This is a genomic window from Patescibacteria group bacterium (genome assembly GCA_024238995.1).
GTDB lineage: Bacteria > Patescibacteriota > Minisyncoccia > Minisyncoccales > JANBVM01 > JANBVL01.
The window spans coordinates 128,514-144,622 of the sequence record JANBVL010000001.1 but is presented as its reverse complement, the minus strand read 5'-3'; the positions used below and the strand labels follow the sequence as shown (position 1 = coordinate 144,622).

Annotated in this window: 19 protein-coding genes; all 19 read left to right on the top strand. The window is 33.5% G+C overall.

Annotated elements, in window-relative coordinates; genetic code table 11:
* Positions 1–1,767, top strand: a 1,767-nt coding sequence (locus tag KJI70_00785; GenBank protein MCP6718071.1) for a tail fiber domain-containing protein, incomplete at its 5' end; no start/stop codon positions are given.
* Positions 1,757–2,356, top strand: a complete 600-nt coding sequence (locus KJI70_00780) for a hypothetical protein (GenBank protein ID MCP6718070.1) — start codon at positions 1,757–1,759, stop codon at positions 2,354–2,356. The genes KJI70_00785 and KJI70_00780, both read left to right, overlap by 11 nt.
* A 140-nt stretch (positions 2,357–2,496) precedes the next feature.
* Entirely contained in the window at positions 2,497–3,681 is a 1,185-nt protein-coding gene (locus tag KJI70_00775; GenBank protein MCP6718069.1) for a S41 family peptidase, read from the top strand.
* A gap of 12 nt (positions 3,682–3,693) precedes the next feature.
* Positions 3,694–4,143 carry a 50S ribosomal protein L9 gene (gene rplI / locus KJI70_00770; protein MCP6718068.1) on the top strand — a complete coding sequence of 150 codons (450 nt, stop codon included), beginning with the start codon at positions 3,694–3,696 and terminating at the stop codon, positions 4,141–4,143.
* Position 4,144: 1 nt separating this feature from the next.
* Positions 4,145–5,776, top strand: a complete 1,632-nt coding sequence (locus KJI70_00765) for a CTP synthase (GenBank protein MCP6718067.1) — start codon at positions 4,145–4,147, stop codon at positions 5,774–5,776.
* A gap of 8 nt (positions 5,777–5,784) precedes the next feature.
* Entirely contained in the window at positions 5,785–6,006 is a 222-nt protein-coding gene (locus tag KJI70_00760; protein ID MCP6718066.1) for a hypothetical protein, read from the top strand.
* Positions 5,930–6,871, top strand: coding sequence for an NAD(P)-binding protein (locus KJI70_00755; GenBank protein ID MCP6718065.1), 942 nt, complete (start codon positions 5,930–5,932; stop codon positions 6,869–6,871). Before KJI70_00760 ends, KJI70_00755 begins: the two co-directional genes overlap by 77 nt.
* The gene (gene uppS / locus KJI70_00750; GenBank protein ID MCP6718064.1) at positions 6,868–7,548 is read left to right on the top strand and encodes a polyprenyl diphosphate synthase; all 681 of its coding nucleotides are present in this window, start codon (positions 6,868–6,870) and stop codon (positions 7,546–7,548) included. Before KJI70_00755 ends, uppS begins: the two co-directional genes overlap by 4 nt.
* A gap of 93 nt (positions 7,549–7,641) precedes the next feature.
* Positions 7,642–7,905, top strand: a complete 264-nt coding sequence (locus KJI70_00745) for a DUF362 domain-containing protein (GenBank protein ID MCP6718063.1) — start codon at positions 7,642–7,644, stop codon at positions 7,903–7,905.
* Positions 7,906–8,142: 237 nt separating this feature from the next.
* On the top strand, positions 8,143–8,358 hold the full coding sequence (locus KJI70_00740) for a hypothetical protein (protein ID MCP6718062.1): 216 nt from the start codon (positions 8,143–8,145) through the stop codon (positions 8,356–8,358).
* A gap of 85 nt (positions 8,359–8,443) precedes the next feature.
* Positions 8,444–9,655, top strand: a complete 1,212-nt coding sequence (locus KJI70_00735; GenBank protein ID MCP6718061.1) for a hypothetical protein — start codon at positions 8,444–8,446, stop codon at positions 9,653–9,655.
* A 246-nt stretch (positions 9,656–9,901) separates the two neighbouring features.
* Entirely contained in the window at positions 9,902–10,477 is a 576-nt protein-coding gene (locus KJI70_00730; protein MCP6718060.1) for a CHC2 zinc finger domain-containing protein, read from the top strand.
* 80 nt (positions 10,478–10,557) lie between these two features.
* Positions 10,558–11,814 (top strand): hypothetical protein, encoded by a 1,257-nt coding sequence (locus tag KJI70_00725; GenBank protein ID MCP6718059.1) that lies wholly within the window; start codon positions 10,558–10,560, stop codon positions 11,812–11,814.
* 238 nt (positions 11,815–12,052) lie between these two features.
* Entirely contained in the window at positions 12,053–12,400 is a 348-nt protein-coding gene (locus tag KJI70_00720; protein MCP6718058.1) for a hypothetical protein, read from the top strand.
* Positions 12,401–12,579: 179 nt separating this feature from the next.
* A complete protein-coding gene (locus KJI70_00715; protein ID MCP6718057.1) occupies positions 12,580–12,801 on the top strand; it encodes a hypothetical protein in 222 nt (73 codons plus the stop codon).
* A gap of 18 nt (positions 12,802–12,819) precedes the next feature.
* Entirely contained in the window at positions 12,820–13,332 is a 513-nt protein-coding gene (locus tag KJI70_00710) for a hypothetical protein (protein MCP6718056.1), read from the top strand.
* Positions 13,333–13,396: 64 nt separating this feature from the next.
* Positions 13,397–13,882 carry a hypothetical protein gene (locus KJI70_00705; protein ID MCP6718055.1) on the top strand — a complete coding sequence of 162 codons (486 nt, stop codon included), beginning with the start codon at positions 13,397–13,399 and terminating at the stop codon, positions 13,880–13,882.
* 449 nt (positions 13,883–14,331) lie between these two features.
* On the top strand, positions 14,332–15,876 hold the full coding sequence (locus KJI70_00700; GenBank protein ID MCP6718054.1) for a phage terminase large subunit: 1,545 nt from the start codon (positions 14,332–14,334) through the stop codon (positions 15,874–15,876).
* A 2-nt stretch (positions 15,877–15,878) separates the two neighbouring features.
* Positions 15,879–16,094 carry a hypothetical protein gene (locus KJI70_00695; protein MCP6718053.1) on the top strand — a complete coding sequence of 72 codons (216 nt, stop codon included), beginning with the start codon at positions 15,879–15,881 and terminating at the stop codon, positions 16,092–16,094.
* Positions 16,095–16,109: the final 15 nt, after the last annotated feature.

Genomic DNA, 16,109 nt, shown 5'->3' with positions numbered 1-16,109 from the left:
GGTATCCAAGGGCTTACTGGTCTTCAAGGTATTCAAGGCGATCCAGGGCTAATAGGATTAACAGGACCTGAAGGACCTCAAGGTATCCAAGGGCTTACTGGTCTTCAAGGTATTCAAGGCGATCCAGGGCTAATAGGATTAACAGGACCTGAAGGACCTCAAGGTATCCAAGGGCTTACTGGTCTTCAAGGTATTCAAGGCGATCCAGGGCTAATAGGATTAACAGGACCTGAAGGACCTCAAGGTATCCAAGGGCTTACTGGTCTTCAAGGTATTCAAGGCGATCCAGGGCTAATAGGATTAACAGGACCTGAAGGACCACAAGGTCCAGTAGGTTCTGAATTCTGGGATGGTGTAATTGATGGAGATATTTATAGCGTAAATGCTGGCAATGTTGGCATGGATGGAGACCTAATAGTTAGCGGAGGAGATATTAAAACTGACGTAGATAATGTTCTGCCTAGTTTACATCTTGATTCCACTGGTAGTGGAGATAATTGGACTTCTCAAGGAGCATATATTGTTTTAGGAGAGTTGGCTGGAACTAGTGGGTATGCTGGAGCAGCAGCATTATATATGACTTATCGCGGAGATGGTTATGGCTTCATAGGATCAGGTGCTGTTATTAACGCAGAACCAGGTGCATCATATTTAAGATTTGATTATAATTCAGATAATATTTATACTCCTGATGCTTTAACAATTGGTGGGAGGAGTTATCAAAGAAGCATGCATATAACCCAGAATGCAGATAGAGATACAACAGCTTATTCCGTAATTACCTCAACTCCTAATCTTCACCTTGATAGTAAAGAAGGTTATGGAATTTATCTTAATTGGTATGGTGGAGCAAATGGTACTTATTTTGGAAATGGAGGAAGTAGTCAAGTTGGTAGAATAGACGGTTCTGGAAATTTAAGTATAAGCGGCGACCTGACAGTGAGTGGAGGAGATATAAAAGGAGGTAGCAGCGGGAGTAGACTTAATCTTTATGCTGGTACTTCATACTTAGATGGAGCATTTATTGAAATGTATGGTCAGACAGCATCACCAAATTATGGAGGTATAGACATGTCTATTGATGCTGATGGAACAGGTACACAAGTATTTAACATTAAGCAAATAAATGGTTCTGCCAGTACTGTATTACTGTCAGCATCTGAAGGCGGAACTGTAAGAATACATCAGAACAGCGTAGGTACAGGATTACAAATAGGTGATGATGCTTATATCGGTGACATAGATCAAGCAGCTAAGATTGGTATTCGAGGAACAGGTGGCAATGCAGCTAATGGAGGAATAGTATTTGGATCAGCTGAAGACACTAATATATTTAGAAATGCGGCTAATACATTGAGGACAAATGATAGTTTAATAGTTGATGGTAATGTAACAGCTTCTGGTTTTTATTATAGTTCAGACCGTAGACTTAAAAAAGACATAAAAAGCTTAGATTTTTCTTCAATTTCAAAGATTTTAGAGCTAAATCCAGTAGAATTTAGATGGAAAGAAAGCAATGAATTAAGTTTAGGTTTTATTGCTCAAGATTTAGAAAAGATTTATCCTGAACTTGTTAATACAGATAATTCAGAACAAGGAATGAAATCAATAAATTATGCAGGGATAATTGCTCCTTTAGTAAAAACAATTCAGGAGCAACAACTTATGATTGAGGAGCAGGACCAAAAGATTAATAAATTAGAAGATTTATATAATAAACAGCAAGAAAGGATAGATTTAATTGAAGAAGGGCTCTATGAAAAGTGAGAAAACAGACAAAAAAAAGATTAAAATTAGTAATAAGATTGTTTATGTTATTTCTCTTTTATTAGTAGGCTTATCTATTGGAGCTATTGTTGTTTTTGCTATTAATAATTGGAGTACAGGTTATAAGGTAGTCAGCGGATCAACGAATAAAGCCGTACAGTATTATGATGGTCAAGACAATTATAGATGTGGATATGTGGATAATTACACGGGGAAGAGCATTTTTGTTCCCACCAAGTCTCCAACTGAATGGAGTAGTTTTGTTAATAACTCTCCTGCTAATACAGATGGATGTACTGGGAACTCTAGTTCTCGTCCTGGCCAAACAAGTTGGTTTACTTCAGCTAACAACTGTGGATCTTGGGATTATAATTGTGACGGAGTAGTTACTAAGAGATTTGCCACTGTGGGCACTGATAATGGTGAGTATAGCTGTTCTTCCGGTTGGAAAGATTATGTTGCTGAATGTGGATATATAGAAGATTGGATTATAGGCCCTGATGGGAATTACACGTGTGTCGGGAGGCAAGGAGATATACCGGGTTTTTGCTATTGTATCCTTGAGAATAAACAGCAGGAATGTCATTAGCTCGGTGATTGTTGTTGGTTTAGTGAGGCTGGACAAAAGTTAGTGTTTGTTTTATTTGTTTTTTTTAAACAATATTGTTAAATTTCTTAAGACTTTATAGACTTTTTAGTTAAATTTTGATAAAAAGAAGATTATTATATATGCTTTTTTCTTTTAAAAGAAAATTAAATTTATTCTTATTAGTTGTGGTGATTTTTGCTAGTTTTGGAACTGGTGTTTGGTTTGGGAAACTGCAAGTGGTTTGTGATGTCTGCGCTCCAGAAGATATTAACCTTTCTTTGTTTTGGGAAGCATATAACAAGCTTCAGGATAAATTTGTAAACAATGATAAAATTAATACCCAAGAGATAATTTACGGAGCTATTTCAGGAATGGTTGAATCTTTAGATGATCCTTATACAGTATTTTTTCCTCCGCAAGAAACAAAAAGATTTGTTGAAGATGTAAAAGGTGTTTTTGAGGGCGTAGGAATGGAAATAGACGTAATAAAAGGACAGCTTCAGGTAGTTGCACCTTTACAAGACACTCCAGCTTTTAAAGCAGGACTTTTGGCAGGAGATAAAATTTTAAAAGTTGATGATACTTCAACAGTTGATATTACAATTTATGAAGCTGTTAAATTGATAAGAGGACCAAGAGGGACAGAGGTTGTTTTAACTATTTTCCGTGATGGCTGGAATGAATCAAAAGAAATTCCAATTACAAGAGGTGTTATTGAAGTTCCTTCTTTAAAATGGGAGCTTCTTGAAAATGACACTATTGTTCATTTAAAACTTTATCAATTTAGCGGAAAAGCAGGATTTGATTTTAGAAAAGCTGTTTTTGAAATTCTTGATACATCTGCCAAAAAGATTATTATAGATTTAAGAAATAATCCTGGAGGTTATTTGGAAATAGCTCAAGACATTGCTGGCTGGTTTTTAGAAAATGGAGAATTAGTTGTTGTTGAGGAATTTGCTGATGGTACTACAATGGAGTATAGAGCTGATGGTAATCCCGCACTTTTAGATTATAAAGTTGTGGTTTTAATCAATAAAGGCTCTGCTTCAGGTTCTGAGATACTGGCAGGAGCTTTGAGGGATAATAGAGACATTCTGTTGATAGGAGAAAAGTCATTTGGAAAAGGTTCTGTTCAGGAGTTAGTTGAGCTAAGAGGCGGATCAAGTTTAAAAATAACTGTTGCAAAATGGTTGACACCCAATGGTCATTTAATCACTGATGTTGGACTAGAGCCTGATATTGAAGTGGAACTGACTGCTGATGATTATGAGCAGGGCAAAGATCCTCAGCTTAACAAGGCTATTGAAGTAATAAAATCATTATAGTAAACTAGTTTTATGAGAGTTATACTTTTAAAAGATATTGAAGATTTGGGTAAAAAAAATGAAATAAAAGAAGTTAAAGATGGTTACGCCAGAAACTTTTTACTTCCAAAAGGTTTTGCAAAAATAGCAGATAAAAGAAGTATGGAACAGTTAGAATCACAAAAAGAACTAGAATCACAAAAAGCAGAAGAGGAATTAAAAAAGACTCAAGCCTTAATTGAGGCAATTGAGGGCAGGGCATTTGTAATTAATGTTAAGACTGGTGACGAGGGACAGCTTTTTGAATCAGTTAGTGTTGGCAAGCTTTACGAAGCTTTAAAAGAGCAGGGTTTTGAGGTTAAAAAAACTCAAATAGAGATGGTTCAACCAATTAAGGAGCTTGGAGAGTTTCCTGTTAAACTTAAATTCGATCATAATTTAGAAGCTGAAGTCACAATAATAATAGAAGAAGAGAAGAAATAAAATGCCAAGGTTTATCTTTGTTGCTGGTGGAGTGATGTCTGGCATAGGAAAAGGTATTGCAACGTCTTCTATTGCCAGGATTTTAAAATCAAAAGGATTTAAAATCACTGCAATTAAAATTGATCCTTATATCAATGTTGATGCTGGCACGATGAATCCAGTTGAACATGGTGAAGTATTTGTGATGGATGATGGAACAGAGTGTGACCAGGATATCGGGAATTATGAAAGATTTTTAGGTGAAACACTGACAACTGATAATTATATAACAACTGGCAGGGTTTATCAGGCAGTGATAGACAGAGAAAGAAATTTACAATACGGCGGCCGTTGTGTTGAAGTTGTTCCTGACATTCCCAATGAAGTTATTGCTAGAATTAGAAAAGCAGCCAAAATTACTAAGGCTGATTTTGTTTTGATTGAAATTGGAGGAACAATAGGCGAGTATCAGAACATGCTGTTTTTAGAAGCAGCAAGAATGATGAAACTCAAAGCGCTAAAACAATCAATGTTTATTTTAGTTTCATATTTACCAATTCCAGATATGATTGGAGAAATGAAAACCAAACCAACTCAAACTGCTGTTAGGTTGTTAAATGAAGCTGGAATTCAGCCTGATATAATTTTAGGTCGTTCAAAAGCTCCTTTAGACGAACCGAGAAAAAGAAAAATATCTATTTTTTGTAATATTTCAAAAGACGACATTATATCTTCTCCTGATATTAATCCTATTTATAAAGTGCCGATAAATTATGAGAATGAGAATTTGGGTAATAAGATTTTAAAGAAATTTGGTTTGCGTTCAAGAAAACAAGGTCTTAATGATTGGTTAAAATTAGTTGAATCAATTACTGCTGATACTGAAAAATTAAAAATCGCTATTGCTGGTAAATATTTTGTTACAGGAAAATTTGCTTTAATGGATTCATATATTTCAGTAATTGAGGCGATTAAGCATGCTTGTTGGTCTTTAAAAAGAAAACCGGAGATTCACTGGCTTTCAGCTGAAAAGTATGAAAAACAGCCTTTAAAATTAAAAGAGCTTAAAAAATTTGATGGAGTAATTGTTCCAGGAGGATTTGGGAAAAGAGGAATAGAGGGCAAAATTAAGGTTATTGAATTTTTAAGAGAACAAAAGATTCCTTTTTTGGGTTTATGTTTGGGAATGCAGTTAGCAGTAATAGAATTTGCCAGGAATGTTTGTAATTTAAAACAAGCGCATTCTACTGAATTTGCTTTTCAGTCTAAAGAACCTGTGATTGATGTAATGTTAGAGCAAAAAAACTTAATAAAGGAAAAAAGATATGGAGGAACAATGAGATTAGGGGCATATAAATGCAGACTTAAGAAAGGAACAAAAAGTTTTAAGCTTTATGGAAATGTTTTGGATATTTCTGAACGCCATCGCCACCGTTATGAATTCAATAATGAATATCGTAAGATTTTAGAAAAAAATGGTATAATTATGGCAGGTGTGAATTTAAAAAGAGACTTGGTTGAAATAATAGAATTAAAGAATCATCCATTTTTCATTGCCAGTCAGTTTCATCCTGAATTCAAATCAAATCCTTTAAAGCCCCATCCCTTGTTTTCAGGCTTTATCAGGGCATGTATTAAAAATAATGCAATTTAAGTTATTGAATGTTTGAAAAAGTCATTCAATTTATTAAGAAATACCAGAATGATATAGTGTTATTGATTGGTGTTTTTTTAGTTTCCTTGCTTTCTTTTGCTGCTGGATATATTGTTGCTAAAGAGCAGTTTAAACAGGAAATTAAAATTGAGTATGAGTATCAAAAGTCAAAAAACAGCTATAGCTGGAGCAGGCGTAATAGGGCTTTATCTGGCTTGGAAATTGTCTGAAAAAGGTCATGAGATTACTGTTTTTGAGAAAAAAAAGCAAATTGGCAAGACTGCTTGTTCCGGATTATTTTCAGAAAGAATCTTTGATTTTATTCCAGAAAGCCGGAATTTAATTGAAAATGAAATTACAAGTGCTGTTCTGCACTTTCCAAAAAAAAGTTTAAATATTAAATTTTCAAAAAAGTTCTTAGTAATGAGCCACTTTGAACTTGATAGGTTAATAGCTTTATTTGTTGAGAAATTTAAAGGCAATATTGTTTTAAATAGTAGTATGGAGTTTTTGCCTGATAATTTTGACAGAATTATTGGCTGTGATGGCGCTCTGTCTTCAACTAGAAAGCTTTTGAAATTAGATGAGCCGAAATTCCGTTTAGGAATTCAGGTTTTTGAGAATAAAAAAGACTTTTCAGATTTTGTTGAAGTTTGGCCAACTGAAAACGGGTTTTTATGGAAAATCCCAAGAGGAGAACAGGTTGAATATGGGGTTATTGAAGAAATTAATAAAGCTAAAATTGTTTTTGATGATTTTTTAAAAAAGAACAAAATCAAAGAAAGCAACTTTGTTTCAGCTTTAATACCTCAAGGCCTTATAATACCATCTAATAACCGCATCACTTTATGTGGCGATGCTGCAGGATTGACTAAACCATGGTCAGGCGGGGGAGTCATCTGGGGCCTTATTGGAGCCGACATTCTATTGAAAAATTTCCCAGATTTTTTAAAATATAAAAAAGAGCTTAAAAGGTTTTTTTTACCAAGAATTAATTTTTCAAAATTAGCAACAAAATCAGCATATTTTTTTGGTTTTAAAGCTCCATGGGCGCTGCCAACAAATTTTAAAATAGAAAGCGATTTCTTATTATGAGCATTAAACAAGTTCCAAGCCATTTAGGCATTATCTTAGATGGCAATAGAAGGTGGGCAAAAGAGAAGGGATTGTCTGCTTTTGAAGGTCATAAAGAGGGATTGGACAATATTAAAAAGGTGATAAATTGGTGCAAAGAAAAAGGAGTCAAGACCTTAACGCTTTTTGTGTTTTCAACTGAAAATTGGAAAAGACCAAAAAAAGAAATAAATTATTTAATGAAGCTAGTTGAAAAAATGCAGTCACATTTTAAGGAAGCCTCTAAACAAGATATTAAAATAAAAGTGATTGGGCAAAGGGACAGATTACCAAAGGCTGTTCAGTTGTCAATTAAAAAAATAGAAGATTTAACCAAGAACAATAAAGCCATGACCTTGAATTTTGCATTAAGTTATGGGGGCAGGGCAGAGATTGTTGAAGCTGTTAAAAACATTATTAAGCAGAAAATTCCTGTTGATAAAATTAGTGAAGATGATATTTCTCAAAATCTTTGGACTTCTGATTTGGATTTAATAATCAGAACAGGAAAAGAGCAGCGTATTTCTAATTTTTTAATTTGGCAGGCTGCTTATAGCGAGCTTTACTTTTTTAAAAAATATTGGCCTGATTTTAATAAAAAGGATTTAAATCGGGCAATTTCAGAATACGTAAAAAGACAAAGAAGATACGGAGGATAGCTGTCTATTTCAGTTTATATTTAGGAGCTGGCCTAGAGCCAGTTTTTTTATTTAAAATAGACAAAAAACCCTTAAAAACTTAAAATAATAGATATGAATAAAGTCAGCAAGGTAAAAGTTGAAAGTAATTTAAAAGAGTCAGTTTTAAAAGCTGTAAATGAAATTGGTGGTTTTAAAAAATTCATAAATAGGGGAGAAACAGTTTTGCTAAAACCTAATTTTAATACGGCTGACCCAAGCCCGGCTTCAACTGACATTGGATTTTTAAGAGCTGTTGTTGAATTGATTTATGAGTGTGGCGCTAAAATTGTAATGATAGGTGATTCTTCTACCATGAGTTTAAAGAGAGGAAGTTAAAGGCTTAGATTACATTTCATTACAATTTAACATTAAAATCAAAGTTTAAAAAGCTTTGATTTTTTGTTTGAAACAAGTAAGATGAAAAGTGGATACCAATTTATATTTAAGGGTAAAGAGGGACAATTCTGTTCTGCCCTTAAATAAGGTGGTATCCAGCAGGGTTGTCCCTTTTTGGTTTGAATAAAAATAACTTTTCAAGGTCGGAATTTATTAAATAAAAATTAACTTAAATCTATGAAATTAAATGCAGGTGCATTTGTATTGTTAGAACAAGCTTTAAATTTTCTTGCTACTAGTCAAGCAACACACAAGTTGTTTTGGCAAAAAAGAAATGAAATAGAAGAAATTGCAGAGAAGAGTAAAGACATAAATGAGTTTGTTAGTGAGTTGGCAAAATACCTTATTAAAAAAGCAGAAGAATTGAGGGGAAAAGAAAATTTAAGACCTTAAGCAAGAATAAAAATAAATCAGGGTTATTCGTGGGGCAAGATTAAAATTTCCATTGGTTTTTGCCTCACGAAAAGCCCTTTAACCAATGGCAAAACAGAAAAAAAACACAATTAAAAAAATAGACATTTCTTTTGTAAAAGTCTTTGAAGAATTTGAAGCGATAGTAAAAAAATTATGGCAAGAAGTTAGGTTTAAAAGACTACCCACAAAAGAAGAATTTGAGAAAGCGATTAAAAATAGGAAAAACAAGAAACGTTTAAGAGGGCTTTGGAAAGAAAGAAAAGGAATGTGGGGGGTAGTAAGGTTAAAGAAAATGGTTAAAGGTGGTCTTTCTGTTAATAAGAGAAAAGTTGAAATAAAACCAATTATTGAAATTCCTATTTTTGATTACTCATCTAAAGACTTTGACCTAAAAGATTATGAAAGAAGAAACCAAAACTTGTCTATAATGGTAGTTAATGATAAAGAATATCAGCAAAGAAAAAAGTTATTTAGAGAAAAATATAAGCTCTACCGACCACTTAAACAAAAAGATGATTCAAAGATTAAAATTAAAAATGAGGAGAGAAATCTTTACCTAACTCCTGAACTCTCAAAATGGGTTCTTAAACAAGCACGTTGGGATTGGAAACCAATGATAGAAGATATTAAGCAAATTGTTAAAGGTTTCAGCCCCTTGAATGAACAAGCAGGTTTTGTTTGGGTTTTCAATAATTTTCTTTATGATATAGAACTTGAAATACCAATCTCAATTCTTGAACCAACAACTTTATTGCCGATTTATCCAACAAATGAAAAGCAAAAAAGGTATCTTAAAAAGATTTATAAACAGATAGAAAAAGCGTCGCCTGATGAAGTAATAGATGCTTTTTTTAAAAGGAATTTTTATGAAAGTGAAAGGACTCCTTCAACAGAAAAACAAATCAATCTTAACATTAATCCAAGACTTCGCTATCTTGCAGAAAAATATCCAGCCTTAAATCTTATTGAGATAGCAGAAAAAGACTGGGAAGATTGGTTAAACGCAGTAAAACCAAAAACTCAATCCTCTAAAACTTTAAAAAGATATTTAAGACCACCATTAACGCTAATAAAGTATGTTGAACTAAAGGGTGATTTAGTTAGGTATTATGATGACCAAGAATACCAAAATAAGATGGAAAAAGAATATCAAAAGTTTATTAAAAGAAAGACTGGTAAAGAAAGAATGATATTGCCAAGATTAAAGAGAATCAAAAAAGAAAAATCCTCTTACCAGTTTTGGTTAGAGGGTAATATCCCACCATTTAAAGATTAGTTAAGACTTGATTTGATACAAAACACTCTTAAAATGAGTGTTTTTTTTGATTGTCTAGGATTTGCCAAATTCTTCAAAAGTGCGTGGTAAGGTGAAACTAGCAAGAATGTTCTTTACTGCCAACAATGAAGAAAACTAAAAAACCTTTCAAACTTAATTACAAATTTGAACCAAATCCTCAAATGATGGAAAAGGTTTTTAGTTTTTTGGGTAGTGATTTAAGAGAAAATTTTAAGAAATATCAAAATGCTGATAAGCGAGGAAACAATTTTAAGGAATCTAATTCAAGAGTGGGAAAAAAGTTATCTAGAAAATAAGGAGTTTTTTACTGATAGGCAACTATTAGAGATTTTTCCAGAGGCAAAAAGGTATTTAGAAGAAAGGTTAATTAAGTTAGAAAAAGAGATTAAAACTTTAACATTACAAATTAAAATCAGTTTAAAAAGAACCCTTTTGCTTAAGGGCTTTAAGAAATGGTTTCAACAGCAAATAATTAAAGTCTGGGCAGGAGATAAGTTAGATAGGCTGATAAAAGAGCATAAAGAATTGAGTTGGTTGCTAAATCCTCCAAGATTTAGAAAAGGAAAAATAACTAACGAGGATATTCAAAGAGCTAAACAGCAACCTTTTTCTAAATTCCTTGAGATAAGAAATAAAATCTGGGCTTTATGTCCTTTCCACCCAGACAAGAGACCATCTCTTTATTTAAAAAATGAATTTTACCATTGTTTTTCTTGCAAAGAATCAGGAGACATCATTGACCTAACAATGAAATTACGAGGTTTAGATTTTGTGTCAGCAGTTAAAATGTTAAATAACTAACTTAAAAGTTGTTTGTTGGGGGTGAGTGGTTAAGTTTAAACCCTTTCCTACTTGCCTCTGACAAACAGCTTGAAAGGGTAATGGTATTTGAAGATTTAAGAAAAAAAATAGAGAAACAATTTGTTTCAAAAGAAGAAGAAAAGAAAGAAGCACCTAAAACTTTTGATTATTTATCGGTGGAAGAATTGCTTAATGTTTTGGGCTTAACAATCAAATCAGACCAAGAAAATAAACTAGCAACTTTCCTTTGCCAGTTATCAGCTTTTACAGAGAAATCTCAATTTAACATTAGTTTCAATGCTCCAAGCTCCACAGGAAAAAGTTATATTCCTCTGGAAGTTGGAAAATTATTTCCAAAAGAAGATTTGATTGAGGTAGGGTATTGTAGCCCAACAGCTTTTTTTCACGACCAAGCCAAAAAAAATAAAGATGGGCAGTATGTCATAAATCTTGAAAGGAAAATTTTAGTATTTTTAGACCAACCACACACTTTATTACTTCAGCATTTGAGACCTGTTTTATCCCACGACAAGAAGGAAATTCTTGTGAAGATTACAGACCGAAGTAAAAGAAAACTGCGAACCAAAAACATTGTTGTTAGGGGCTACCCATCAGTTATTTTCTGCTCTGCTGGATTAAAGATTGATGAGCAAGAAGCGACAAGATTTCTTCTCTTAAGCCCTGAAATCTCCCAAGAGAAAATTAGGGAATCAATAATTGAAAGAATAAAAAAAGAATCAAACTATAAAACTTATAGAAAAGAGTTAGAAGCAAACCCAAAAAGGACTGAATTAAAAGAAAGGATTGAGTCTATTAGACAAACTGGGGTTAAGGGTATTGAGATTTCTGAACAGCTTAAAGAAACAATAGAAAAGGAGTTTTTATCAAGACATAAGAAGTTTTTAAAACCAAGACATAGTAGAGATATTGCCAGATTGATTTCTTTGACCAAAGCATTTGCTTTATTGAATCTCTGGCACAGGGGAATAAATGAAAATAAGGTTATTACTTGCAAGAAAGAAGATTTTAAGAATGCTTTAAAAATATGGGAAGTAATCTCCCAAAGCCAAGAACTCAATTTGCCACCTTACATTTTTGACCTTTTCAATAAAATTGTTTTACCCCTGTGGATTGAAGGTATTGTTGGAATAACTAGGCAAGAAATAATGAATGAACATTTTAGATGTTATGGAAGACCTATATCTGATGAACAATTAAGGCGAGAAATAGTGCCTATGTGGTCTACTGCTGGTCTTATTACCCAAGAGCCTGACTCAATGGACAGAAGGAAGATGTTGATTATACCAATTCAAGAAAAAGTAGAGTCAAAACAATAGGGGGAGAGGGTTGTATACACACACGTTTGGTGCATACACCTCAAATCTATATCTTGGTGTGTGCATACACTCCTTCCCCCCTATATATTTGTAAGTATAAAATATCAACTTTAATTAAAAAACTTGTTAGATCGCAGATATAAAGGTCATTTTCAAAGAAAAATAAGTAAAAGATTAAAATAACGCTGGGTCAGAGTCATTCGTCAGTCGCTTGGCTCTTCCCCAGCCAAAAAAGATTATGTCAGAAGAAAATAAAGAAACAAAAGAAAAAACAATGGCTCAAGAGGAAGAAGCTCTTGTTTTAGAGGGTTATTCTGATGAGGAAATTAAAGAAATTAAGGTAGTAGCAAAAGGAAGAGGGGAAACTCTTTCTGAAACAGCTGAAAGTGATTTTGTTAAACAAGGGATTGAGGGAATGAGATTAGAGAAGTCTGGAACAGAATTAGAAACAATCTTACCTTTTGATGAGTTTAAAAAGGGAGTGATTGCCCAAAATGAAATTGAGGGAGGAGCTTCTGTTCAAGAAACTCCAAAGAAATACCCCTCTTTTGAAAGTTGGAGAGCTAAAAGGTTGAAGAAAAAATAATAACTAAAAATAAATAAAAAACTATGCGAGGAAACAAATCAAAATCGCCAAAAAGGAGCAAAATGTTAAGCCGAAAGAAAGTTGAGAACTTCCACCCTAGCTTACCAAAAAAACAAGTTCAAAAAATGAACAAGGATATTGCAGGTAAGCAAAAAAGAGAAACAATTAAGAATAACTAAATGACCCCTGATGAGTTTAAAAAGTGGCAAGAGGATAAGTTAAGGGAACTTAATGAAGCAATAGATAAAGTTGCTAAAAAGGAGGGGTGGGGGAAACAACCTAAGGTTCAGTCTTTTGAAGAGACAAAAGCCAAAGAGTTTTCTTCTATCCCTTATGTCCCTGACTATTCAACTCCTCCTAAAAAGAAACATCAATCCTTTTCTGAATGGCAGGGTAAATAACTAATCAAACAATAAATTATGAACCAAGAGGAGATATTAAAAAGTAAATATAAGAACTTTCAGAGATTGAAAGGAAAAGTTAATGAATCTAAAGTTTCAATTCCTAGAATGAAACAAATTATTCTGGCAAGAAGAAGGCAATTATCAAAAGACGCTAAAGAGTTAATGGAAATGATTAAATCCAAGAGAGACCCATTTGCAAAAGAGGTTGGAGAAATTACACAAAGAGAAAGGGATAAATATGGAAAAGAATTTATAGCTTACAATCGGGAGAAAGCCAAAATTTCAAAGTTGGAAAAGAAACTTAACTCAAGAATTACTTTAATGCCATTGCGAGAACAGGCAGTAAAAAACCAAGAGAAATCATTAAAAGAATCTGTTATTTTTGAGAATGAAAGGTTAGCCAAAGAGAAAGAAAAGAAAGAAACCATAGCTAAAAGGATTGCTGTTGATGAAAGGGAAAGAGAGAAAGCAATAGAGAAAGACAGAGGACAGAAACCTAAACCAAGAGCTAGAAGTCAGTATGAATAATAACTATCAACTATCTGTTTTACTCTTGTTAGAACGCAACCTAGAAGCCTGAAAAAGTAAAATAATGAGAAATTTAACACTAAAACAAAAATGTGTCCTTGATTTAGAGGCAAGGGGCATTGATAGAAATGACGCTGTTTTACAATGCTATAACGCAAAAGATAGAGCCAATGCTTATCAGATTGGTTTTAAATTGGGCAAGAACGAACTATATCAAAAAGAGTTAAAGAAACAAAAAGATTTGGTGGAACTGATTAAGTTAGATGAGGGCAAGAAGTTTGCTGATATTTTGAGGTCGTTAATAAGTCCTACTGAAGTCGCTAGTATATTAAAAGGGCTAATTGAAAGTGGAGATACGAGAGCTAAACTTCAAGCTGTCCAAGAATACAATAAAGTTCTGTCGCATTATCCTAGAGAAGATAAGGCTCTGATAGATTTAGGCTCTCTTAATATAACTATGTCAGCTCCAAAAGAAAAGGAGCAGATAGAACAAGGAGAAGTGATAGAACAAAAGAATGGCACAAAGAAAAAGAATAAAGAAGAAACATAGAAAACAGATAAGGATAGAACACAAAGAACTGGTCTTAACAAATCGCAAAGAAAAGAAAGATACTAATGAATAGTTATTGAATGGTATTAACTCTTAATGGTTATATCTGAATGGTATCTGCACCATATACACACGCTCTTTCTTTCCCACCACAATCCCAGGCACAAAGAGGTTAGATAAGGATATATTCAGCTTAATAAACTAGGGCAAGGTTAATTCCTCGCTTCATATTAGAGGCATAGAATCAGCTCCTAGCAAGGTTTAGAGCCAGTCAAGAATAACGAACCTATTAAGAATACTGATTTAAGAACAAATAACGTCGCACAAGATATATTGTGAGACCTATCAACAACCGAACATTAACCGAACATAAGGGGGGGGAGACCAACCACTTGATTCCTTACATTATAATATATACCCAACCCACACAGATTTAATTTTAAAGACTTATGAATACACAAGAACTGACAAAACAATTTAATAAACTGGGTGAAGAATGGCTTAAGGGTTATCAAGTCAAAGAGTGGCAGTATGGAAAAAAGAAATATAAATTTCTGCCAGAGCAGATTAAGTTCCTGAATAGCAAAGCAAGATTTCAGATTTTGTATGGAGGTTTAGGTTCTGGTAAAACTCTAGCAATGTTGAGTAAAATGCTTCTGCTTTGTTGGTTCTTTCCTAATTCTGAATTTCTGTTGGGCAGACGTTATGTTGCAGACCTTGAAAAAACAATTTTGCCTTTGCTGTGGGAGTTAATTCCAAATGCCAAATGGTATAAGCACAGGGTTAAGTCAGGCATTGTTGAGTTTTTTAATGGCAGTAAAATTATATTTTTTGGTTTAGACGCTTTAATGAGCGGAAGCCTGTCAGACATCAGAAAAGCCAACCAGTCTTTGAAAGGAATGAACCTGTCAGGATTTGCCCTAGACCAAGCAGAAGAAATTGAAAAATCAGTTTTTCTAACCTTGTGTGGAAGATTGAGGAGGACAACTTCTCCAATCAGATGTGCTTTTTTAAATATGAATCCTGCTAACTTTTGGGTTTATCCTGAATTTATACAGAATGTAAATAAGAGAACTGATTTTGAAACTTTTCAATTCTCAATGCTAGATAATCCTTATTTGCCAGATGACTATTTGCAAGACCAGTTGCAACACGATGAGAATTACATTCAAAGGTATGTTAAGGGAAATTGGGACATATCCCTATTGTTGCAGAACAATGTTTTTGCCACAGAATACATAAAAAAGTTTGAAGCAATGGTGAAAGAACCGATTGCTGTTGAAGAAGGATTTGAAATCTGGGAGCAACCAATGAATAAGTTTTATCAGATTGGGGTTGATGGAAGTGAAGGTGTCATTGACCCAAGTAGTATAAGTGTTATTTCTTCTGATGGTCAGAAAGTTGCAAAGTTTAATGGCAAGATTCCTATTCCTGCCTTAATAGAAAAGACAAGATTCATTTATGAAAAATATAACAAAAGGAGCAGTTTAACTCCCCTAATAATTCCAGAAGTAAATGCTAGTGGTCAGGCTCTTTTATTGGGTATTAGTGATCTAAACATTTATAGAAGAACAACTTTTGATACTAGCTCTTGGGGAAGAAAAGAAACCCAGAAGCTCGGCTGGAAAACAAGCTATCAAACTAAACAAGCCCTGATTAGTAATTTTCAGGACTTATTAAGAAAAGATTTAGTTAGTATCTATGATAAGCAAACTTGTGAAGAATTTAAAACGTTTGTCTGGAATGATTCAGCACGGCAGTCAGGAGCAGGAGCAGAACGTTCCTTTCACGATGATGATGTTATTTCAACTCTGTTAGGATTCTGGGAAATGGAAGATAAAGACATAATCACTTCCAGAAAATCTTTATTTGAACAATTTGAAAATTACAAAGAAAAGAAAATTACTTTTGAAAAAATAGGAGATAAAGTAAAAAGCCAAAAGAAAGTTCAAGCAATACTGGACAGAAGGAGCAGAGGCAATGCTTATGAATAACTATGAGAACTCTACCCACAAAACAATCTGAAAAGCAAAAACAAATCATTGAAGCGACAAAAGATTTCTTTGGAGTGCCTGTTAAAAAGAGAACCATTATTAACACAGCACTTTGGCTTATGAATCGCAAGAGGGGAGTAAAACTTTCTGATGAGGAGAAAAACGCAGTTTGGTTTGTTAGGAAGAATCTAGCTGATTACAGGGAGAACCTAGTTTAAAATGCTGTTAGACGC

Excerpts from the sequence above, each read along its gene's own strand:
- KJI70_00780 (MCP6718070.1), top strand. The coding sequence starts at position 1,757 with ATGAAAAGTGAGAAAACAGACAAAAAAAAGATTAAAATTAGTAATAAG.
- KJI70_00775 (MCP6718069.1), top strand. The coding sequence starts at position 2,497 with ATGCTTTTTTCTTTTAAAAGAAAATTAAATTTATTCTTATTAGTTGTG.
- rplI (MCP6718068.1), top strand. The coding sequence starts at position 3,694 with ATGAGAGTTATACTTTTAAAAGATATTGAAGATTTGGGTAAAAAAAAT.
- KJI70_00765 (MCP6718067.1), top strand. The coding sequence starts at position 4,145 with ATGCCAAGGTTTATCTTTGTTGCTGGTGGAGTGATGTCTGGCATAGGA.
- KJI70_00760 (MCP6718066.1), top strand. The coding sequence starts at position 5,785 with ATGTTTGAAAAAGTCATTCAATTTATTAAGAAATACCAGAATGATATA.
- KJI70_00755 (MCP6718065.1), top strand. The coding sequence starts at position 5,930 with ATGAGTATCAAAAGTCAAAAAACAGCTATAGCTGGAGCAGGCGTAATA.
- uppS (MCP6718064.1), top strand. The coding sequence starts at position 6,868 with ATGAGCATTAAACAAGTTCCAAGCCATTTAGGCATTATCTTAGATGGC.
- KJI70_00745 (MCP6718063.1), top strand. The coding sequence starts at position 7,642 with ATGAATAAAGTCAGCAAGGTAAAAGTTGAAAGTAATTTAAAAGAGTCA.
- KJI70_00740 (MCP6718062.1), top strand. The coding sequence starts at position 8,143 with ATGAAATTAAATGCAGGTGCATTTGTATTGTTAGAACAAGCTTTAAAT.
- KJI70_00735 (MCP6718061.1), top strand. The coding sequence starts at position 8,444 with ATGGCAAAACAGAAAAAAAACACAATTAAAAAAATAGACATTTCTTTT.
- KJI70_00730 (MCP6718060.1), top strand. The coding sequence starts at position 9,902 with ATGCTGATAAGCGAGGAAACAATTTTAAGGAATCTAATTCAAGAGTGG.
- KJI70_00725 (MCP6718059.1), top strand. The coding sequence starts at position 10,558 with ATGGTATTTGAAGATTTAAGAAAAAAAATAGAGAAACAATTTGTTTCA.
- KJI70_00720 (MCP6718058.1), top strand. The coding sequence starts at position 12,053 with ATGTCAGAAGAAAATAAAGAAACAAAAGAAAAAACAATGGCTCAAGAG.
- KJI70_00715 (MCP6718057.1), top strand. The coding sequence starts at position 12,580 with ATGACCCCTGATGAGTTTAAAAAGTGGCAAGAGGATAAGTTAAGGGAA.
- KJI70_00710 (MCP6718056.1), top strand. The coding sequence starts at position 12,820 with ATGAACCAAGAGGAGATATTAAAAAGTAAATATAAGAACTTTCAGAGA.
- KJI70_00705 (MCP6718055.1), top strand. The coding sequence starts at position 13,397 with ATGAGAAATTTAACACTAAAACAAAAATGTGTCCTTGATTTAGAGGCA.
- KJI70_00700 (MCP6718054.1), top strand. The coding sequence starts at position 14,332 with ATGAATACACAAGAACTGACAAAACAATTTAATAAACTGGGTGAAGAA.
- KJI70_00695 (MCP6718053.1), top strand. The coding sequence starts at position 15,879 with ATGAGAACTCTACCCACAAAACAATCTGAAAAGCAAAAACAAATCATT.